Raw genomic sequence first — 19070 nt, 5'->3', positions numbered from 1 at the left:
GCGCCCCCCTCGCCCGGCCGGACGGCGCCCCCCGCCGCGACCGCCCCGCAGGCGGCCGGCGGCCCCGCCGCCGAAACCGCCGCGACGGCCCCCAAGCTGCTGAGCCCCGCCGCCCAGCGCGCCCTCGCCGAGGCGGCGGCCCGCCGCGCCGAGATCGACCGGAACACCGCCGAGCGCCCGAAGGAGTACAACGGCCGCGGCGGCCTCGAGCCCGCCCGCTACGGCGACTGGGAGATCAAGGGCATCGCCAGCGATTTTTAGCGCCGCCGACCGATCACTCCCGGACGGCATCGGCTTCCGGACGGTGTCCCTTTCCTGGCGGTGTCACGGTCCCGGGCGCTGTCGCCTCCACGGCGCACCGAGCTCCGAGCCCACGCTCAGTCCGCTGTCCGGCCCCCCGACATCATACGACCCCGCCCGCTTGACGCCTCGGTCGGCGGCCTTCGGTCACCGGCATCGGGGCCGCCTTCGCCGAGGCACCACCGAAGCCGCTCGTTCCCTGCTCTCCTCTTGCTGCTCTCCCACCTGCGTCCCGACCTGCCTTCTGGACTTGCCTCCTCGCCTCGCCCCCTGTCGGCGCGCGGGCTGGAGCCGATCGACACACTCCCGGTCGGCACGAACGACCGGTCCTGCTCGTCCCGTACCGCCGGAAGCCCGGAAGCCCGGAAGCCCGGAAGCCCGGAAGCCCGGACGTCCGCGCGCCAAATGCTCGCTCTCGTCCGCCTCGTTGCCGACAACCAACGGCACAACCCTACCGTATCGACGACGCTGGCTCAAGAACAAATAACGAACATTTGCTTGCCGACCGCCCTACGAATCGGTAGCGTGGAGATGTGGTCCAGATCTTCCCAGCCCGCCGACGAGGGCGTCGGCGCAGTACGAATTCGGTGGTCGTCAGCGTGCTCGTGGCGCTCGCGGCGTTCGGGCTCGCCGCGGCGAGAACGTGGTGGGAGGGGCCGGCGCCGCACGCCCCGCCGCATGCCGACCTGCGCGGCGCACCGGCCAAAATCCCGGCCGAAGTCGTGCGGGTGGTCGATGGAGACACGTTCGATGCCCGGCTGAGAATCGCCCCGAACCGCGCGATCACGGCGCGAGTGCGGTTGCGCGGGGTCGACGCGCCGGAGCTGCACGCACGGTGCGAGGAGGAGCGGATCGAGGCCGAGGCGGCGCGCGATTTTCTGAAAAGGCTGCTGGGGGATGGTGCGGTCACCATCTCGCACACCGGGGAGGAAAAATACGGCCGGGTGCTGGCCGATGTCGCGACGGGGCGCACCAAGAACGTGTCGGAGGCGTTGATCGCCGCCGGGGTCGCCCGCCCCTATGGCGGCGGCCATCGCGCCGGCTGGTGCGGGCGGGGGTGAGCGACGCGGGCGGCGTCCATCCTGCGCGCACGCCGGGACGGTAGGTCGTGCGGGAGGCACGTCTCCCTGTCCCTGCGCCGCGTGCGGGGGAGGGGCGATCGAACCTCGGCGCCGTCAGGTCGCTGCCGCCGTCACGGAGGGAGATGGCAGCGCAGCCGCCCGCCTCGGGTCGCCCTCGCCTTCCATGTCGGGCCACAGGTCTCGGGAAGCGCGCGTCCGCCGTGCATGTCGTGCATGAAGAAGCCCGCACCGAACGCGCGGCGCGGGCTCCGGAGAGATGTGGGAAAAAGCCGGAGGCGACGCCCGCGGTCAGCGGGTGACGATCACCTCGGTGCCCACCTTCACGCGGTCGTAGAGGTCGGAAATGTCCTGGTTGTACATGCGGATGCAGCCGTTGGACACGAGCGGGCCGACCGCTCGGGCGGGTGATGCCGGGGATCGCCCACTGGCCGGCCGCGGCCGTCTTTCACGCCGAGAAACGCCAAGTCCGTACCCCCGAGGGATCACGGCAGCCACGCATGATGGTGGCGTTCGCACGGGCGCCTCGTCCGCACGCGAGGGATCACGGCAGCGTGTCGACGTTCATCAGCAAAACGGGAATCGAAACGCCCCCTCCGCGCACGCGAGATCACGGCGGCCGTGCATGACGACGGCGTTCGCCGGACGCCGCGTCCGCACATGCCGGAAACCACCGGCCGCGGCAGCAAACGGAAAGAAAACCCGCACCGAACGCGCAGCGCGGGCTCCGGGAGAAATGTGGAAATGTCCTGCGGTGACGTCCGCAGTCAGCGGGTGACGATCACCTCGGTGCCCACCTTCACGCGGTCGTAAAGGTCGGAAATGTCCTGGTTGTACATGCGGATGCAGCCGTAGGACACGAACCCGCCGATCGAGCTCGGGCGGTTGGTGCCGTGGATCGCGTACTCGCCGCCCGACAGCGTCAGCGCCGCGACGCCCATCGGGTTTTCCGGAGTGCCGCCCCTGATCAGGTCGGGGATGCTCGGATTGTCGCGCTTCACCTCGGCGGGCGGCGCCCAGTCCGGCTTCACGTACTTGCCGGTGATCTGGGAGTTGCCGCTCCACTGCTTGCCGCGCTTGCCGACGCCGACCGGATAGCGCAGTGCGGTGCCGTCGCCGAGCACGAGATAGAGCTTTCGCTCCTTGGTCTTCACCACGATGGTTCCGGGCGCAAAGCTCGCGTCCGTGAAGCGGACGACCTCGCGTGCGACACCCGCCTGCGGCGCCGCGACCAGCGCCACGAGACCCGTCGCGACCGCGAGCGCAGCCGCGTTCGACCAAATCTTCGTCATGGTCCCCCCTGTGATGCTCACGACGTCCGCGAGGAAAGGCCGTTCTGGCCCGCTCCGGACGCCGCCCCCATTCAGCAGCACCACCATTTGAGTTTTCGTGCCGGCCGGGGCAACCGCGGCGACGTCTTCGCGAGCGAAGTAAACGGCGAGTGAAGCGGAGAAGACACAGGTGTGGCGCAATGACCGTTTCGACTGCCCGCGTCACCACCGCGCCCACGTCACCGCCGCCTGTCACCGCCGCCCTGTCACCGCCGCCCCGTCACCGCCGCCCCGTCCCCGAGTGCCCGACTCGCCGAGTGCCCATGTCACCGATGGCACCCGTAACGCACCGTCAACGGGTCCGATAAAAATCGTCCAGAGCGACCGCGATCCCGGGCGGGTCGAGCGCCACACGGCCATCGGTGATCACCCGGGTGGTCAGGGTGTCGCCCGGACCGCGCGCGTGACGGACGACCAGCGGCCGGGCGGGATCGACGATCAGATAATGGGCGAGGCTCGGCAGCCGCACATAGCCGGCGAGCTTTGCTGGGAGATCGAGCCGGCGGGTCGAGCTCGAGAGCACCTCGACGACGAGGGGATCGGCGACCTCGAGCCGACTCGGATCGAGCGTCGCTCCCCGGGTGACCAGCACGTCGGGCGTAGGCGGAGGTCTCGTCGATGCGCAGCGTCGGGCCGTCCGGCAGCACCCGGCACGGCAGACCCGCCCGCTCGATCGCCTCGAACAGCACGCGACAGATCGCGCCCTCGACCATGGCATGCCCGACCGTCTCGGGAGAGGTCGAAAAAACCTCGCCGCGGAACAGCTCGAAACGACCCGGCTGCCGCTCGGCCCAGGCGAAAAAAACTCGTCGACCGTCATCGAAGGCTTCGGCAGTGCCGGCATGGCGCCAGTACAGGGCCGTACCGCCGGTCGCAAAACCGCGGCGAGCGCACCCGACCTCGCACCGGCCCGGAAAGACATCGGGGGAGGCAAAGGCCTCCCCCGAACCATCGCGAAGGCCGGTCGCAGCCGCGATCGCGATGTCATCCCGACGGCGGGAGACGATGACCTCTTACCGAAGAGCCGCCTCGGGGTCCGCGCTTCGCGGCCCGAGGGCAGGCTCCGCCGGTGTCTCGCGGGACGAGGCCCAGGTCGTAGCCTTGCTCCGAGTCTTGGTCTCGTCCCGTGACCTCGTCCGTCGAGACGCACTCCTGCGGAGTGCTCCTCTGGACGAGGCCGGGCCCTGTCGCCGTTGGCGTCAGGCCGCGCCGCGGCGGCCGCTCGCCTGGCGGCTGCTGACCAGATCGTCGACCACGGTCGGGTCGGCGAGCGTCGAGGTGTCGCCGAGATTGCCGAACTCGTTCTCGGCGATCTTGCGCAGGATGCGGCGCATGATCTTGCCGGAGCGCGTCTTCGGCAGGCCGGGCGCGAACTGGATCACGTCCGGCGAGGCGATCGGGCCGATGTCCTTGCGCACCCAGGCGACCAGCTCGGCCCGCAGCTCCTCGGAGGGCTGCTGTCCGCTCATCAGGGTGACATAGGCATAGATGCCCTGGCCCTTGATGTCGTGCGGATAGCCGACCACCGCCGCCTCCGACACTTTTGGATGCGCCACCAGCGAGGACTCCACTTCCGCCGTGCCCAGGCGGTGGCCGGCGACGTTGATCACGTCGTCGACCCGCCCGGTGATCCAGTAGAAGCCGTCCTCGTCGCGGCGGCAGCCGTCGCCGGTGAAGTAGCGGCCGATATAGGTCGAGAAATAGGTCTGCACGAACCGCTCGTGGTCGCCATAGACGGTGCGCATCTGGCCCGGCCACGAGTCGGCGATGCAGAGGCTCCCCTCGCAGGCGCCTTCCAGCGGCTCGCCGGCCGGGTCGACGATCTGCGGCACCACGCCGAAGAACGGCCGGGTCGCCGAGCCGGGCTTCAGCTTGGTGGCGCCGGGCAGCGGCGTGATGAGGATGCCGCCGGTCTCGGTCTGCCACCAGGTGTCGACGATCGGGCAGCGGTCCTCGCCGACCACGCGGTGGTACCACTCCCACGCTTCCGGATTGATCGGCTCGCCGACCGAGCCCATCAGCCGCAGGCTTTTGCGCGAGGTCTTCTTCACCGGGTCGTCGCCCGCCTGCATCAGCGCGCGGATCGCGGTCGGGGCGGTGTAGAAGGTGTTCACCTGGTGCTTGTCGATCACCTCCCAGAAGCGGGAGTTCGACGGATAGTTCGGCACGCCCTCGAACATCAGCGTGGTGGCGCCGTTGGCGAGCGGGCCATAGACGATGTAGCTGTGGCCGGTGACCCAGCCGACATCGGCCGTGCACCAGTAGATGTCGCCCTCGTGATAGTCGAAGACGTATTGGTGGGTCATCGCGGTGTAGACGAGATAGCCGCCGGTGGTGTGCAGCACGCCCTTCGGCCGGCCGGTCGAGCCCGAGGTGTAGAGGATGAACAGCGGATCCTCCGCCCCCATCTCCTCGCACGGACACTCGGCCGAGACGGTCTTGGCGATCTCGTCGTAATAGACGTCGCGGCCGGCCTGCATGGCGACCGCAGCCCCGGTGCGGCGCACCACGACGATGCCGGTCACGCCGCCCGCGCGGCTGGCGGCCGCATCGGCATTGGCCTTGAGCGGGATCTTGCGGCCGCCGCGCACGCCCTCGTCGGCGGTGACGATGACGGAGGATTTTGCATCCTCGATGCGGCCGGCGAGGCTGTCGGGCGAGAAGCCGCCGAACACCACGGAGTGGATGGCGCCGATCCGCGCGCAGGCGAGCATCGCCACCGCGGCCTCGGGGATCATCGGCAGATAGATGGTGACGCGGTCACCCTTCTCGACGCCCCGCTCCTTCAGGACGTTGGCGAAGCGGCACACCTCGGCGTGCAGCTCCTTGTAGGTGATCTTGCGGTCGTCCTTCGGGTCGTCGCCTTCCCAGATGATCGCCACCTGGTCGCCGCGGGTGGCGAGATGGCGGTCGAGGCAGTTGTGGGCGACGTTGGTGGTGCCGTCCTCGAACCACTTGATCGAGACGTTGTGCGGATCGAACGAGGTGTTCTTGACCTTGGTGAACGGCTTGAACCAATCGATCCGCTTGGCGTGCTCGGCCCAGAAACCGTTCGGATCGGTCACCGAGCGATCGTACATCTCGCGATACTTCGCGTCGTCGACCCACGCCCGCGTCGACCACTCGCCCGGAACGTCGTACACCTTGACCGTCATGTCGCTCTCCCTCCGCGCGGCGTGTTACCCGATGGGGCTTTGCCCCGGCCGCGCCGTCCGTTTCCTCGACCTTCATTAGGCACGGTGAGGTTGCCGCCACAAGGCGGGGCGTCCTCACACTTTGGTCTCGAGCAGGCCGGGCTTAGACGCCGGCGGACCGGCCCTCGCCCCGTCGGCAGCCGGGCGCCGGCTCGTCGCGGGAGGGCCGTGCGGCCCGTCACCGGCGACGAGGGCGCGCGCGAGACGCGCAAGCGTTGCCCGAAACCCGGCGCTTGGCAACAGTGCATCCGGATTTTTGCAGATGCGAAGGCCGCGCGCGGCCGTTCTCACGTCGCGAATCGGCCGACCTGCGCCTACCGCCCCTTCTCGGCGGCCAGCGCAGAAAAGTGTCCCTTGCGCTGGAGCCAGGCGAGCAGCACGAAGCTCGGCAGCGCGGTGACGGTGCTCAGGAGAAAGAAGGCCGGCCAGCCGGTCGCGGCGGCGACGAAGCCGGCGCTGGAGGAGAGATAGGTGCGGCCGATCGCGGCGAGCGCGGTCAGGAGCGCGTACTGGGTCGCGGTGTGGAGCGGGCTGTTGCACAAGGCCGACAGGTAGGCGACGAACACCACCGTGCCGATCGCCCCGGTGAAGCTCTCCACCACGATGGTCAGCGTCAGCGCCCAGAGGTTCACGCCGACCATCGCCTGCCAGGTGAACACCAGGTTCGACAGCGTCTGCAGCACCGCGCCGACCCACAGCGCGGTCGCCAGCGGATAGGCGCGGGCGAGCGCGCCGCCGGCAAAGCCGCCGATCAGGGTGGCGGCGAGCCCGACGCCCTTGACGATCGCCGCGTACTCGTCGCGGGTGAAGCCGATGTCGATCACGAACGGCGCCGTGAGCACGCCGGCAAAGGCGTCGCACAGCTTGAACAGCACGACGAAGGCCAGCACCAGCACGGCGTTGTCGCGGGTGAGAAACTCCGAGAAGGCGCCAACGGCCGCGACCGCCACCCGCCGCAGCGGGTTTCCCGCAGCGTGCTCCGGCGCGTGCTCGGCGCGGGCGGACACCGACGGCTCGGTGGCGAGCAGCGTGGTGGCGATGCCGATGACCACCAGCGCGCCCATGGTGAAATAGCCCCACGACCACGCCGCCTCGCGGGCGAAACCGGCCGCCTCGAAGCCGCTGACCAGGAAGAGCGCACCCGCCGTCGAGGCCAGCATGCCGATCCGGTAGGCGGCGACATAGGAGGCCATGCCGGCCGCCTGCTCGTTCTCCGGCAGGCTTTCGACGCGGAAGGCGTCGATCACGATGTCCTGGGTGGCCGAGGCGGCAGCGACCAGAAGCGCACCGAGCGCCACCAGCCAGGGCGCGCGCGCGGGATCGCAGGTGCCGAGAAAGACGATCGCGGCGATCAGCAGAAGCTGCGAGAGCACCAGCCAGCCCCGCCTGCGGCCGAGCAGGCGGGAGAGCAGCGGCACGTCGAGCGCGTCGACGATCGGCGCCCAGGCGAATTTCAGCGTGTAGGGCGTGCCGACCAAGGCGAACAGCCCGATGGTGCCGAGATCGACCCCGCTCTCGCGCATCCACACGAGCAGCGTCGAGCCGGACAGCGCCAGCGGCAGCCCCGAGGAGAAGCCGAGAAACAGGACGATCAGCACCCGCGGCCGCAGATAGACCGCCAGCGCATCGGCGATGCCGGGCTTTTTCGGCGCCGGGGCGGCGGCCGGAGGGGGGGACGCCGTCGCCGCGGAGGCGCCTTCGGGCCGGTCGGAGGGGGTGCTCATGCCAATGCTCTTCGGCGAAGCCGGCGAATCGCGCAAGCGCCGCGTGGCCTTTTCGCCTCGCCGCCCAACTTTGCCGCCGCCCTGCCCGCCGCCCCTGCCCGCGGCGACGCCGGGCGTCCCGAGCGGGCGAAATCGCACCGGCGCCCGCCGGTCCCCGCGATCGGGTCAATCCGGATTTGACGGTGTGCCCGCGAGATCTTACATCCCGGGCATGGCACTGCGCGACATCATCGTTCTTCCCGACAAGCGGCTCCGGCTGGTGTCCGAGCCGGTGACCCTGATCGACGACGAGATCAAGACGCTCGTCGCCGACATGTTCGAGACCATGTACAAGGCGCCCGGCATCGGGCTCGCCGCCATCCAGGTCGGCGTGGCGAAGCGGGTGGTGACGCTCGACGTGTCGCGCAAGGACGACGAGAAGAACCCCAAGGCCTTCATCAATCCGCAGATCGTCTGGGCCTCCGAGGACTTGAACGTCTACGAGGAGGGCTGCCTGTCGATCCCCGACATCCACGAGGACGTCGAGCGGCCGGAGAAGGTCAAGGTGCGCTACCTCGACCTCGAGGGGCGGACCCGGGAGGAGGACGCGGACGGCCTGTTCGCGACCTGCATCCAGCACGAGATCGACCATTTGAACGGCGTTCTGTTCATCGACCACATTTCCCGGCTGAAGCGGCACTTCATCACCAAGAAGTTCACCAAGCTCGCCGCCCGCAAGGCGACCGCCGCGGAGTGATTTCGCGAGACGTCAGCGACGCACCGTGTGGTTGTGGGCGGCGCCGGCTGCGTATATCGTCGACCCCAGTGGGGTAAAACCGACGAGGCCCACATGGCCGATCTCGTGATTCGCGACATCGATCCGGCGCTGAAGGCGCAGCTCGAGGCGCGCGCAAAAGCGCACGGCCGCTCGCTGTCGGACGAGGCGAAGGCGCTGATCGGCGAGAGCGCGACGCCTCCGGACCCGGCGACCGTGCCGGACAAGATGGGAACCTTCCTGTTCTCGCTGCTCGAGCCGGAATACCGCGGCGACGATCTCTGGTTCGAGCGCAACGATCTCGACCGGCCGCCGCCGTTCTCCGACTTCGAGTGATTGTGCTCGAGTGATTCTGCTCGACACCAACATCGTCTCGGAGGGGATGCGTTCGGCTCCCGACACGAACGTGCGAGCGTGGCTCGACGCCCGGCGCTCCACCGATCTCTTCATCTGCACGCCGGTGCTCGCCGAGCTGCGATACGGCGTCGAGCGGCTGCCGGCCGGCGCGCGTCGCACCCGCCTCGAGGCGACCGTCCGCTCGGTGGAGGCGGCTTTCGCCGGGCGGATTCTTCCGTTCGACCGCGTGGCGGCGCACGCCTACGGCCGAATCGTCGCCCACCGCGACCGGCTCGGCCGCGCGACGGGCACCATGGACGCCATGATCGCCGCCATCCGCTGGCCAACGAAATGGCGGTCGCCACCCGCGACGCGGCGGGTTTTTCCGATCTCGGCTTGGACGTGATCGATCCGTTCGACTACGGTCCGGCCACGCCGTGACGGTCGCCGCCGCGGCGAGCCGAGATTCGAGAACATGTCGCTTCGCATCGTCTTCATGGGCACGCCCGATTTCGCCGTGCCGACCTTCCTCGACATCGTCGGCCGCGGCCACGACGTCGCCGCCGTCTACACGCGCGCCCCGAAGCCGGCCGGACGGGGCATGGCACTGCAGGAAAGCCCGATCGAGCGCGAGGCGCGCCGCTTCGGCCTGCCGATCCTCACCCCCAAGACCTTGCGCAGCGAGGAGGCGCAGTCGGTGTTTCGCGCGCACGGCGCCGATCTCGCGGTGGTGGTCGCCTATGGGCTGATCCTGCCGAAGCCGATTCTCACCGCGCCGCCGCTCGGCTGCTACAACCTGCACGCCTCGGCTCTGCCGCGCTGGCGCGGCGCCGCGCCGATCAATCGCGCGGTGATGGCCGGCGACCTCGACACCGGGGTGATGGTGATGAAGATGGACGAGGGGCTGGACACCGGCCCGGTGGCGATGGCCGCCAAGGCGCCGATCGGTCCCGACGCCACCGCCGGCGACATGCACGACACGCTGGCGAAAATCGGCGCGGATTTGATGGCCGACGCCCTCTCGGCGCTGGAGCGCAACGGCCTCACCCTCACCCCGCAGCCCGAGACCGGCGTCACCTATGCGGCGAAGATCGAGAAGGCCGAGACCCGGATCGACTGGACGCTGCCGTGGAAGACGGTGCACGACCACGCCCGCGGCCTGTCGCCGTTCCCCGGCGCCTGGTTCGAGCTGCCGGAGGCCAAGGGCCCGGTGCGGGTAAAAGTGCTGCGCTCGACCCGCGGCGAGGGGTCCGGGCCGCCCGGCACGGTGCTCGACCACAAGCTCACCATCGCCTGCGGCGACGGCGCGGTGCGCCTCCTGCAGGTCCAGCGTGCCGGCCGCCAGCCCACCACCGCCGACGAATTTTTGCGCGGCACTTCGGTTCCGGCAGGCACCGTGGTGCGGTGACCGCCGGATGCCCCGCTACAAGCTGCTGATCGAGTACGACGGCACGCCGTTCGTCGGCTGGCAGGTGCAGAACAACGGCGTCTCGGTGCAGGGCGTGCTGGAGGCGGCGATCGCCGCCTTCTGCGGCGGGCCTGCACCCGGCGAGCCGGCGCCCGGCGAGCCGGCGTCCGGCGAGGGCGTCGCGGTGCGTGGCGCCGGGCGGACCGACACCGGCGTCCATGCGCTCGGCCAGGTCGCCCATGTCGACCTGCCGCGCGAAATCTCTCCCGACACGGTGCGCGACGCGACCAACGCCCATCTGCGGCCGCACCCGGTGGCGGTGCTGGCGGCGGAGATCGTGCCGGACACGTTCGACGCCCGCTTCTCGGCGGTGCGCCGCCATTACCTCTACCGCATCGTCGACCGCCGGCCGCCGCTGGTGCTGGAGCGCAACCGCGCCTGGCGGGTCGGCCGGCCGCTCGACGCCGAGGCGATGCACCGCGCCGCACAGGCGCTGGTCGGTCGGCACGACTTCACGACGTTTCGCGCCGCCGAGTGCCAGGCGAAGTCGCCCGTGAAAACCTTGGACAGGCTCGACGTGCATCGGTTCGGCCAGGAGATCCAGGTGATCGCCGAGGCGCGCTCGTTCCTGCACCATCAGGTCCGCTCGATGGTCGGCACGCTGGTGCAGGTCGGCCAGGGCCGCTGGCCCGAGCATTTCGTCGGCCGCGCGCTCGAGGCGTGCGACCGAAAGGCGTGCGGACCGGTCGCCCCGCCCGACGGGCTCTATCTCGTGCGGGTGGATTACTGAGGAGCTACGATTCGCCGCCGGGACCGGGACCCGCGCGACCGCGAGCCGACCGGGAGCCGACCGCGAGCCGACCACCTTCACCCGCCGACAGGAGCTTTGCCGCGCATGACCCTTCCGCTTCTCGTCCTGGTCGCCGGCCTGATGGGCGCCGCCGGCGTCGCGTTGGCCGCGGCCGCCGCTCACGCGATGCCGGGCGCCGGCCTCGACAGCGCCGCCTATATTTTGCTGTTCCACGCCGCCGCGGTGACCGCCGGCGCCGCCGCGATCGCCTCGGGTCTCGTCTGGCGCCCGCTCGCGCTCGTCGCGCTGGCCGGGCTGGTGGTCGGCGCACTGCTGTTTTCCGGCGACATCGCGCTGCGCGCCTTTGCCGGGCACCGCATCTTCCCGATGGCCGCGCCGACCGGCGGCAGCCTGATGATTCTCGCCTGGATCGCGCTCGCGGTCGCCGCCGCGGTGCGTCTGGTGCGGGGCGGCTGAGCGTTTCGGACAGGGACGAGGCCTGGAAGCCGGCCAAGTAACCGTATAGTTACTTGAGGGCCGGCACCGAGGAGGCCGGGCGGACGTGCCCGACCACCCTGCGATCGCCGGCCGTATCTCGGCAGGTTCCATGGCCGCGCGTCTCACGCTCCGTTCCGCTGAAAGCACCCGTTACGACTGCGTCGCCCTCGGCGAGGTGATGCTGCGGCTCGATCCCGGCTTCGACCGGGTGCGCGACGCCCGCCGCTTCACCGTGTGGGAGGGCGGCGGCGAGTACAACGTCGCCCGCGCGATCCGAAAGGTGTGGGGGCTGCGCGCCGCGGTGGTGACGGCGCTGCCCGACAACGATGTCGGCCTTCTGGCCGAGGATTTGATGCTGGCCGGCGGGGTCGACACCTCGCACGTGCTGTGGCGGCCGCACGACGGGATCGGCGTCTCGACCCGGCTCGGCCTCAACTTCACCGAGAAGGGATTTGGCGGCCGCGCCGCCCTCGGCTGCATCGATCGCGGCCATTCGGCCGCCTCGCAGCTGCGTCCGGGCGAGGTCGACTGGGACACGCTGTTCGGCGAACAGGGGGTGCGCTGGTTCCACACCGGCGGCATCTTTGCCGGGCTCGCCGACACCACCGCCGAGGCGGTGCTGGAGGCGGTGAAGATCGCCCACCGGCACGGCACGGTGGTCTCCTACGACCTCAATTTCCGCGCCTCGCTGTGGAAGGGCCGCGGCGGCGCCGACGGCGCGCGCGCCGTCAACCGGATGATCGCCCCTCATGTCGACGTGCTGATCGGCAACCAGGAGGATTTCGTGCAGCGGCTCGGCATCGATGCCACGCTGCCGCATCCGGGCGCCACCCAGTTCGACGACGCCAACGCCGTCACCGTCCTGACCGCCGCCGCCTGCCGCTGGCCGAACGTGTCGGTGATCGCCACCACCCAGCGCGACGCCAAGACCGCCGGCTTCAACGACTGGGGCGCGCTGGTGTGGGCCGACGGCCGCGTGCATCGCGCGCCGATGCACGAGAACCTCGAAATCTTCGACCGGATGGGCGGCGGCGACGGCTTCGCCTCCGGCCTCGCCTACGGCTTTCTCGCCGGCCAAGGGCCGCAGGCCGCGGTGGAATACGGCGTCGCCCACGGGGCGCTGGCGATGTCGACGCCGGGCGACGTCTCGATGGTGAGCCGGAAGGAGGTCGAGGCGCTGATCGCCGGCCGGCCCGACCCGCTCGCCTGCGAGGCGGTCCGATAACGGGCTTCCGCCCGTCCCCGCGAACCGACGGCCCTGGCTGCTCCCATTCCGCCGGCCGTCGCCCGAGCGCGGGGGCGGGCGGGGGACGGGCGCACCAGACTTTCGCCATCCGAACGGCAACGCCGCGCACTCGCCCCTTTCCCCGCGCCGCCCGCCCCGCTAAAAGCGGCGCAGTCTTTGCCCGCCTGTCGAGGAACCCCGCCATGCCCGTCTCTCCGCACGACATCGCCCGCGTGCTGATCGAGGCGCTGCCGCACATGCAGCGCTACGACGAGGAGATCGTCGTGGTGAAGTACGGCGGCCACGCGATGGGCGAGGAAGCGTCGGCGAAGAATTTCGCGCGCGACATCGTGCTGCTCGAGCAGACCGCGATCAATCCCGTCGTCGTGCACGGCGGCGGCCCGCAGATCGGCGGCATGCTGAAGCGGCTCGGCATCAAGTCGGAGTTCGCGGCCGGCCTGCGCGTCACCGACGCCGCCACCATCGAGATCGTCGAGATGGTGCTCGCCGGCTCGATCAACAAGCAGATCGTCGGCTTCATCAACGAGGCGGGCGGCAAGGCGGTCGGCCTGTGCGGCAAGGACGGCAACATGGTGACGGCCAAGAAGATCGGCCGCACCGTGGTCGATCCGGGCTCGGCGATCGAGCAGATCGTCGATCTCGGCTTCGTCGGCGAGCCGGAGAAGGTCGACACCTCCGTGCTCGACCAGATCCTCGGCCGGGACCTGATCCCTGTGCTGGCGCCGATCGCCACCGCCACCGCGGGCGGCACCTACAACGTCAATGCCGACACCTTCGCCGGCGCGGTGGCCGGCGCGCTGAAGGCCAAGCGCCTGCTGCTCCTCACCGACGTGCCGGGCGTGCTCGACAAGTCGAAGTCGCTGATCAAGGATCTCTCGATCGACGACGCCCGCCGGCTGATCGCCGACGGAACCATCTCGGGCGGCATGATTCCCAAGGTCGAGACCTGCATCTACGCGCTCGAGGCGGGCGTCGAAGGCGTCGTGATTCTCGACGGCAAGGTCGAGCACGCGGTGCTGCTGGAGCTCTTGACCGACCTCGGCGCGGGAACACTGATCCACCGTTGACGCGCGGTTCTCGCGTCCCGGCTGCAGCGCCCGACGCACGCTTCGCGCGTCCCGGCTGCAACGTCCGACGCGCGTTTTGCAACCGGGTTCCATCGGCCGATCGGCGTATCGCGCACCGTGCCGCCGTCTCGCGTGGAACGCGACGACGGCCCCTGCCCTTGAGTGTGCGGTACGATCCGTGCAAGCTGTCGACGCCATGAAGCGCCGACAGCCAGCCGTGGAGTGCCCCGACGTGACTGCACGCTCGACCCGCATCCTGATGATCTATCCGCGCTTCACCGCGCAGTCCTTCTGGAACTACGCGGAGACGTGCAAGCTGGTCGAGGCCCGCTATCCTGCGATTCCGCTCGGCATGATCACCGTCGCGGCGATGCTGCCAGCCGGATGGGACATCCGCCTGATCGACCGCAACGTCGAGGACGTGTCCGACGACGCGCTCGCCGAGGCGATTCGCGACGCCGATCTGGTGATGACCGGCGGCATGATGTTCCAGCAGCCCGACACGCTGCGCATCGTCGATCTGGTGCAGGCGAACGGCCGCCCGGTTGTGGTCGGCGGCCCCGACCCGACCTCGAGCCCGCACATCTATGCCCGCGCCGATTTCCAGGTGCTCGGCGAGGCCGAGGAGGTGATCGCCGACTTCGTCGCGGCGTGGAAGCGCGGCGAGCGCGCCGGCGTGTTCGAGGCGGAAAAATTCAAGGCCGACGTCACCCGCACGCCGGCACCACGATACGATCTCCTTCGGCTCGAGCATTATCTGTTCGTCGGCGTGCAGTTCTCGCGCGGCTGCCCGTTCACCTGCGAGTTCTGCGACATCATCGAGTTGTACGGCCGCACGCCGCGCACCAAGACGGCGCCGCAGGTGCTCGCCGAGCTCGATCGCCTCTACGCGCTCGGTTATCGCGGCCACGTCGATTTCGTCGACGACAATTTCATCGGCAACAAGAAGGTGATCAAGACGTTCTTGCCGCATCTGATCGCCTGGCAGGAGCAGCACGGTTTTCCGTTCGAGTTCTCCACCGAGGCGTCGATCAATCTCGGCGACGACAAGGAGCTGCTCGCGCTGATGCAGCGCGCCAACTTCTTCGCCGTGTTCGTCGGCATCGAGAGCCCCGATCCCGAGACGCTGAAGGCGACCAAGAAGAAGCAGAACACGCGGCGCGACATCGCCTCCAGCGTCCATGCGATCTATGCGCACGGCATGTTCGTCACCGCGGGCTTCATCGTCGGCTTCGACAGCGAGAAGGCGTCGATTGCCGACGCGATGGTCGCGCTGGTCGAGGACGCGGCGATCCCGCTGGCGATGATCGGGCTGTTGGCGGCGCTCCCCAACACGCAGCTCACCCGGCGGCTCGCGCGCGAGGAGCGCCTGCATCCCGGCCACGACGTGATGCAGGAAGGCAAGATCGACATCACCACGCAGGGGCTCAATTTCGACACGCTGCGGCCGCGCGACGAGATCGTCCAGGACTACGTGACGGTGCTGCGCCGGGTCTACGATCCGGCGGCGTTCGCCAAGCGCCTCGACCGGCTGGTCGATCTGCTCGACCGCAGCGGCCAGCGGCGCGAGCTGCCGCCCGACGATCGCCGCGCGAAATACGCCTCCTTCGAGATGATCCACAAGATCATCTCCGCCCGCCCCGAGGCCCGCGAGGTGTTTTGGCGCACCTTCACCCGCTGCGCCGAGAGGAACCCGCTGGCGCTGCGCTACGTCGTCATGCTGATGGGCATGTATCTGCATGTCGGCCCGTTCGCCCGCCAGCTGATCGCCGACTTCGACCGCCGCCATCCGGCCCTCGAGCCGCGCCGCCGCGTCGCCGGCGCGCACTGATCGCCCCCCCCCGCGAGCCTGTTTCGGCGCCGCCGCTTGCCGCGACGGCGGGATCGTTTCATCCCTGTCGGCGGGCGCGAATCGGAAGGGGGCGGCGATGCGGCGGAGCGAGAGAACCCGCGGGATCGGACCGGCGGCGGTGACGGCATGGGCGGCGCTCGCCGCGCTGCTCGCGACCACCATTCCCGCGCACGCCGATCTCAGCCTCTGCAACCGCACGAGCTTCGTTCTGCGCGCCGCACTCGGCATCGAGGAGAAGGGCGCGACCGCCACCCGCGGCTGGTTCCGGCTCGATCCCGGCGGCTGCCGCACGGTGATGCAGGGCGTGGTCTCCGCCGAAAAACTCCTGGTCCACGCCCGCGCGCTGCCGCTCTATGGCAGCTCGCCGGTGCCCCTGAGCGGGCAGGCCGACCTGTGCATCGGCGACGACGACTTCATCCTCGCCGCGGCGCGCGGCTGCCGGCCGCCGAACCGGCTCGCCCGCTTCACCGAGATCGCCCCGTCGCAGACCGAGGCCGGCAAGGTCGCGACACTCGCCGAAGAGGCGGAATATTCCGACGAGCAGGCCCGCCGCGCCGGCATCCAGCGGCTTCTGGTGATCGCCGGCTACGACGCCTCGCCGATCGACGGCATGCCGGGCCCCAAGACCGACGCGGCGGTCGGCAAGTTTTTGAAGGACCACGACCTGCCGTCCGACGCCGCCGGCGCGCCGGACTTTTTCGACAGGCTGGTCGCCGCCGCGACGAGCCCGGCCGCCACCGGCTTCTCCTGGTGCAACGACACCGGCTTCACCGTGATGGCGGCCTATGGCGTCGACGAGAAGGGCGGCATCCGCACCCGCGGCTGGTTCCGCGTCTCGCCCGGAAAGTGCGTGCGGCCGGACGTGTCGGGCACCCCGAAGCGGCTCTACAGCTTCGGCGAGGCGGTCGAGCCGGACGGCCGGCCGGTGCGGCGCGGCACCGACACGCTGCGCTGGGGCGGCGCCACCACCCTCTGCACGCGCGAAACCACCTTCGAGCTCGCCGACCAGTCGGACTGCGCCGCCGCCGGGCTCGATGCGACCGGCTTCGCCGCCGTCGACCTCGCCGGCCGCACCCACGCCACCATTCGCTTCCAGGATTGATTTTCCGGCGCCACGGCCCCGCGAACTCGCGGGTCGGAGGCCGGTCTTTCCATGCTATGAACGGCCCATGTCCTCGGCAGCAAATCCCGGCGCAGCGGAAAAGACGTTCGACCACGTCGAGACGTGGGTGTTCGATCTCGACAACACGCTCTATCCGCCTCACCTCGATCTGTGGCAGCAGGTCGACGGCCGCATCCGCGACTACATCGCGAAATTCCTGGCGGTGACCGCGGAGGAGGCGTTCCGCGTCCAGAAGGACTATTATCGCCGCTACGGCACCAGCATGCGCGGCCTGATGGCCGAGCACGGGCTCGAGCCGGACGACTTCCTCACTTATGTCCACCAGATCGACCATTCGCCGATCCGGCCCAATGCCGCGCTCGGCCGCGTGCTCGAGGCGCTGCCCGGTCGCAAGCTGGTGCTCACGAACGGCACCCGGGCGCACGCCGACGCGGTGCTGTCGCGCCTCGAGATCGACCACTGCTTCGAGGACGTGTTCGACATCGTCGCCGGCGCGCTCGAGCCGAAGCCGTTTCCCGAGGTGTACGACCGCTTCCTCGCCCGCCACGGCGTCGATCCGAAAAAGGCCGTGCTGTTCGAGGATCTCGCCCGCAATCTCGCGGTGCCGCACGCGCTCGGCATGGTCACGGTGCTGGTGGTGCCCGAAAGAACCCGCGAGGTGTTTCGCGAATACTGGGAGCTCGAGGGCCACGACGCCCCGCACGTCGATCACGTGACCGACGACATCACCGGATTCCTCGAGCGGCTCGCCGCCGATCTCGCGGCCCGCGGCCGCACCGCCCCCGCCTGCTCCTGACCCGCGCGGGGCGTGCCGCGCCGCTGGTTGGCTGAGGCGCACAACCGCACCGCCCCGCCTGCCCTTGACATCGCTGCCGCGGGCTCCGACAAACCGGGCGCCCCGGATCGGGGCTTTCCCGGAGGACCTCGTTCCATGTCGCACGCCGAGCTCGCCGCCGTCATCGACGAGGCGTTCGAATCCCGCAACGAGGTGGGACCCGGCACCAAAGGGCCGGTGCGCGACGCGGTGGAGCGGGCGCTGCGCCTGCTCGACGCCGGCGAGGAGCGAGTCGCCGAGAAGCAGGCCGACGGCTCCTGGAAGGTCAATCAGTGGCTCAAGAAGGCGGTGCTCTTGTCGTTCCGCCTGCACGACATGAGCGTCATTCCGGGCGGTCCCGGCCACGCCATGTGGTGGGACAAGGTGCCCTCCAAATTCGACGGCTGGAGCGAGGAGCAGTTCCGCGAGGCGGGCTTCCGCGCCGTGCCGGGGGCGATCGTGCGCCGCTCCGCCTTCATCGCGCCGGGCGTGGTGCTGATGCCGTCCTTCGTCAATCTCGGCGCGCATGTCGACACCGGCACCATGGTCGACACCTGGGCGACGGTCGGCTCGTGCGCGCAGATCGGCAAGAACTGCCACATCTCGGGCGGCGCCGGCATCGGCGGCGTGCTGGAACCTTTGCAGGCCGGGCCGGTCATCATCGAGGACAACTGCTTCATCGGGGCGCGTGCCGAGGTCGCCGAGGGCGTGATCGTGCGCGAGGGCTCGGTGCTGTCGATGGGCGTCTATCTCGGCGCCTCGACCAAGATCGTCGACCGCGCCACCGGCGAGGTGTTCACCGGCGAGGTGCCGGCCTATTCGGTGGTCGTCTCCGGCACCATGCCGGGCAAGCCGCTGCCGGACGGCACGCCCGGCCCCGGCCTCTATTGCGCGGTGATCGTCAAGCGGGTGGACGAGCGGACCCGCGCCAAGACCAGCATCAACGACCTGCTGCGCGACTGAGCCGGCGCGCGGCGCTCCGCCGCGCGTCTCTCCGGTGGCGCGGACGGTCCCGGCTCCGGCGGCGGAGGTGTGTCGTGGACTGGCGGTACCTGCTGTTCGAGTTCGACGGTCGGATCGGCCGTCGCCCGTTCTGGGCCGCCTTCGTCGCGGTCAGCACGGCCGAGTTCGCCTGCCACGTGATCGCCGCCGCGCTCGAGGGCGAGCGCCTGAGCGCGATCGTCAGCCTCGCCTTCAGCTATCCCGAGTTCGCCGTGCTCGCCAAGCGCGCGCACGACCGCGCCTTGCCGACCCTCCTGCCCGGCATCTTCTTCGGCATCAGCGTGCTGATCGACTTCGTGTTCGTGATCGGCGCCGCCGGCACGCCGGAGGCGCCGAGCCCGCTGTTCATGCTCCTGTCGGTGCCGTGGCTGGTGTTCGCGATCGCGCTGCTGATCGATCTCGGCTTCCGCCGCGGCACGCCCGGCCCCAACCGCTACGGCCCCGATCCGCTCGCCGGCGTGTCGACCCGCCGCAGCGGCGGCTGGGAGTGAGAGACCGTTTGGAAACTCCGACGGGGCTGCGCCGGAGCCGCTTTCGCCGATCCGGCAGGAG

The 19070-nt window shown here is 70.1% G+C and carries 20 protein-coding genes; 15 read left to right on the top strand and 5 right to left on the bottom strand.

What is annotated here, in order from left to right:
• Together A33M_RS25400 and A33M_RS16830 are read left to right on the top strand one after the other, a co-directional pair.
• Positions 1–261: DUF1674 domain-containing protein (locus tag A33M_RS25400; RefSeq protein WP_040621223.1), on the top strand; the 261-nt coding region annotated here is incomplete at its 5' end.
• 638 nt (positions 262–899) lie between these two features.
• On the top strand, positions 900–1361 hold the full coding sequence (locus A33M_RS16830) for a thermonuclease family protein (RefSeq protein ID WP_202801931.1): 462 nt from the start codon (positions 900–902) through the stop codon (positions 1359–1361).
• 309 nt (positions 1362–1670) lie between these two features.
• On the opposite strand, the gene A33M_RS23120 is transcribed toward A33M_RS16830, so the two are convergent.
• From A33M_RS23120 to A33M_RS16810, 5 genes are all read right to left on the bottom strand, one after another.
• Positions 1671–1763: a L,D-transpeptidase gene (locus A33M_RS23120; RefSeq protein WP_202801930.1), complete on the bottom strand. Its 93-nt coding sequence runs from the start codon at positions 1761–1763 to the stop codon at positions 1671–1673.
• A 383-nt stretch (positions 1764–2146) separates the two neighbouring features.
• Positions 2147–2671, bottom strand: coding sequence for a L,D-transpeptidase (locus A33M_RS16825; RefSeq protein WP_040621231.1), 525 nt, complete (start codon positions 2669–2671; stop codon positions 2147–2149).
• A gap of 331 nt (positions 2672–3002) precedes the next feature.
• Positions 3003–3428, bottom strand: a complete 426-nt coding sequence (locus tag A33M_RS24685) for a Uma2 family endonuclease (protein WP_272943333.1) — start codon at positions 3426–3428, stop codon at positions 3003–3005.
• Between the two features lie 481 nt (positions 3429–3909).
• On the bottom strand, positions 3910–5865 hold the full coding sequence (gene acs, locus A33M_RS16815; protein WP_008389536.1) for an acetate--CoA ligase: 1956 nt from the start codon (positions 5863–5865) through the stop codon (positions 3910–3912).
• Between the two features lie 353 nt (positions 5866–6218).
• Positions 6219–7628, bottom strand: a complete 1410-nt coding sequence (locus A33M_RS16810; protein WP_008389534.1) for an AmpG family muropeptide MFS transporter — start codon at positions 7626–7628, stop codon at positions 6219–6221.
• A gap of 211 nt (positions 7629–7839) precedes the next feature.
• Here A33M_RS16810 and def point away from each other — a divergent pair, with 211 nt between their 5' ends.
• The 13 genes from def (at position 7840) to A33M_RS16745 (ending at position 19009) form a co-directional block, all read left to right on the top strand.
• Positions 7840–8364: a peptide deformylase gene (gene def / locus A33M_RS16805; protein ID WP_008389533.1), complete on the top strand. Its 525-nt coding sequence runs from the start codon at positions 7840–7842 to the stop codon at positions 8362–8364.
• A 93-nt stretch (positions 8365–8457) separates the two neighbouring features.
• Positions 8458–8718 carry a FitA-like ribbon-helix-helix domain-containing protein gene (locus tag A33M_RS16800; RefSeq protein WP_008389531.1) on the top strand — a complete coding sequence of 87 codons (261 nt, stop codon included), beginning with the start codon at positions 8458–8460 and terminating at the stop codon, positions 8716–8718.
• A gap of 10 nt (positions 8719–8728) precedes the next feature.
• Positions 8729–9124: a type II toxin-antitoxin system VapC family toxin gene (locus tag A33M_RS16795; RefSeq protein ID WP_008389529.1), complete on the top strand. Its 396-nt coding sequence runs from the start codon at positions 8729–8731 to the stop codon at positions 9122–9124.
• A 69-nt stretch (positions 9125–9193) separates the two neighbouring features.
• Entirely contained in the window at positions 9194–10126 is a 933-nt protein-coding gene (gene fmt, locus A33M_RS16790) for a methionyl-tRNA formyltransferase (RefSeq protein WP_008389525.1), read from the top strand.
• Between the two features lie 7 nt (positions 10127–10133).
• Positions 10134–10916: a tRNA pseudouridine(38-40) synthase TruA gene (gene truA / locus A33M_RS16785; protein WP_008389522.1), complete on the top strand. Its 783-nt coding sequence runs from the start codon at positions 10134–10136 to the stop codon at positions 10914–10916.
• Positions 10917–11021: 105 nt separating this feature from the next.
• Complete coding sequence (locus A33M_RS16780) at positions 11022–11393, top strand: DUF423 domain-containing protein (RefSeq protein WP_008389521.1); 372 nt, start codon at positions 11022–11024, stop codon at positions 11391–11393.
• Positions 11394–11523: 130 nt separating this feature from the next.
• Positions 11524–12639: a sugar kinase gene (locus A33M_RS16775; protein ID WP_040621219.1), complete on the top strand. Its 1116-nt coding sequence runs from the start codon at positions 11524–11526 to the stop codon at positions 12637–12639.
• Between the two features lie 203 nt (positions 12640–12842).
• A complete protein-coding gene (gene argB / locus A33M_RS16770) occupies positions 12843–13727 on the top strand; it encodes an acetylglutamate kinase (protein ID WP_008389516.1) in 885 nt (294 codons plus the stop codon).
• 232 nt (positions 13728–13959) lie between these two features.
• Complete coding sequence (locus A33M_RS16765) at positions 13960–15558, top strand: B12-binding domain-containing radical SAM protein (protein WP_237718404.1); 1599 nt, start codon at positions 13960–13962, stop codon at positions 15556–15558.
• 139 nt (positions 15559–15697) lie between these two features.
• Positions 15698–16681, top strand: a complete 984-nt coding sequence (locus tag A33M_RS16760; RefSeq protein ID WP_040621226.1) for a DUF1036 domain-containing protein — start codon at positions 15698–15700, stop codon at positions 16679–16681.
• A 67-nt stretch (positions 16682–16748) separates the two neighbouring features.
• Complete coding sequence (locus A33M_RS16755) at positions 16749–17498, top strand: pyrimidine 5'-nucleotidase (RefSeq protein ID WP_008389512.1); 750 nt, start codon at positions 16749–16751, stop codon at positions 17496–17498.
• Positions 17499–17633: 135 nt separating this feature from the next.
• Positions 17634–18479 (top strand): 2,3,4,5-tetrahydropyridine-2,6-dicarboxylate N-succinyltransferase, encoded by an 846-nt coding sequence (dapD, locus tag A33M_RS16750; RefSeq protein ID WP_008389511.1) that lies wholly within the window; start codon positions 17634–17636, stop codon positions 18477–18479.
• Between the two features lie 74 nt (positions 18480–18553).
• A complete protein-coding gene (locus tag A33M_RS16745) occupies positions 18554–19009 on the top strand; it encodes a DUF805 domain-containing protein (RefSeq protein ID WP_008389510.1) in 456 nt (151 codons plus the stop codon).
• The last annotated feature ends 61 nt before the right edge of the window (positions 19010–19070 follow it).

This window comes from Rhodovulum sp. PH10 (assembly GCF_000293785.1).
In the GTDB taxonomy this organism is placed as follows: Bacteria; Pseudomonadota; Alphaproteobacteria; order Rhizobiales; family Xanthobacteraceae; genus Rhodoplanes.
The sequence above is the reverse complement of the archived record's forward strand: the minus strand, read 5'-3'. Positions and strand labels throughout refer to the sequence as shown.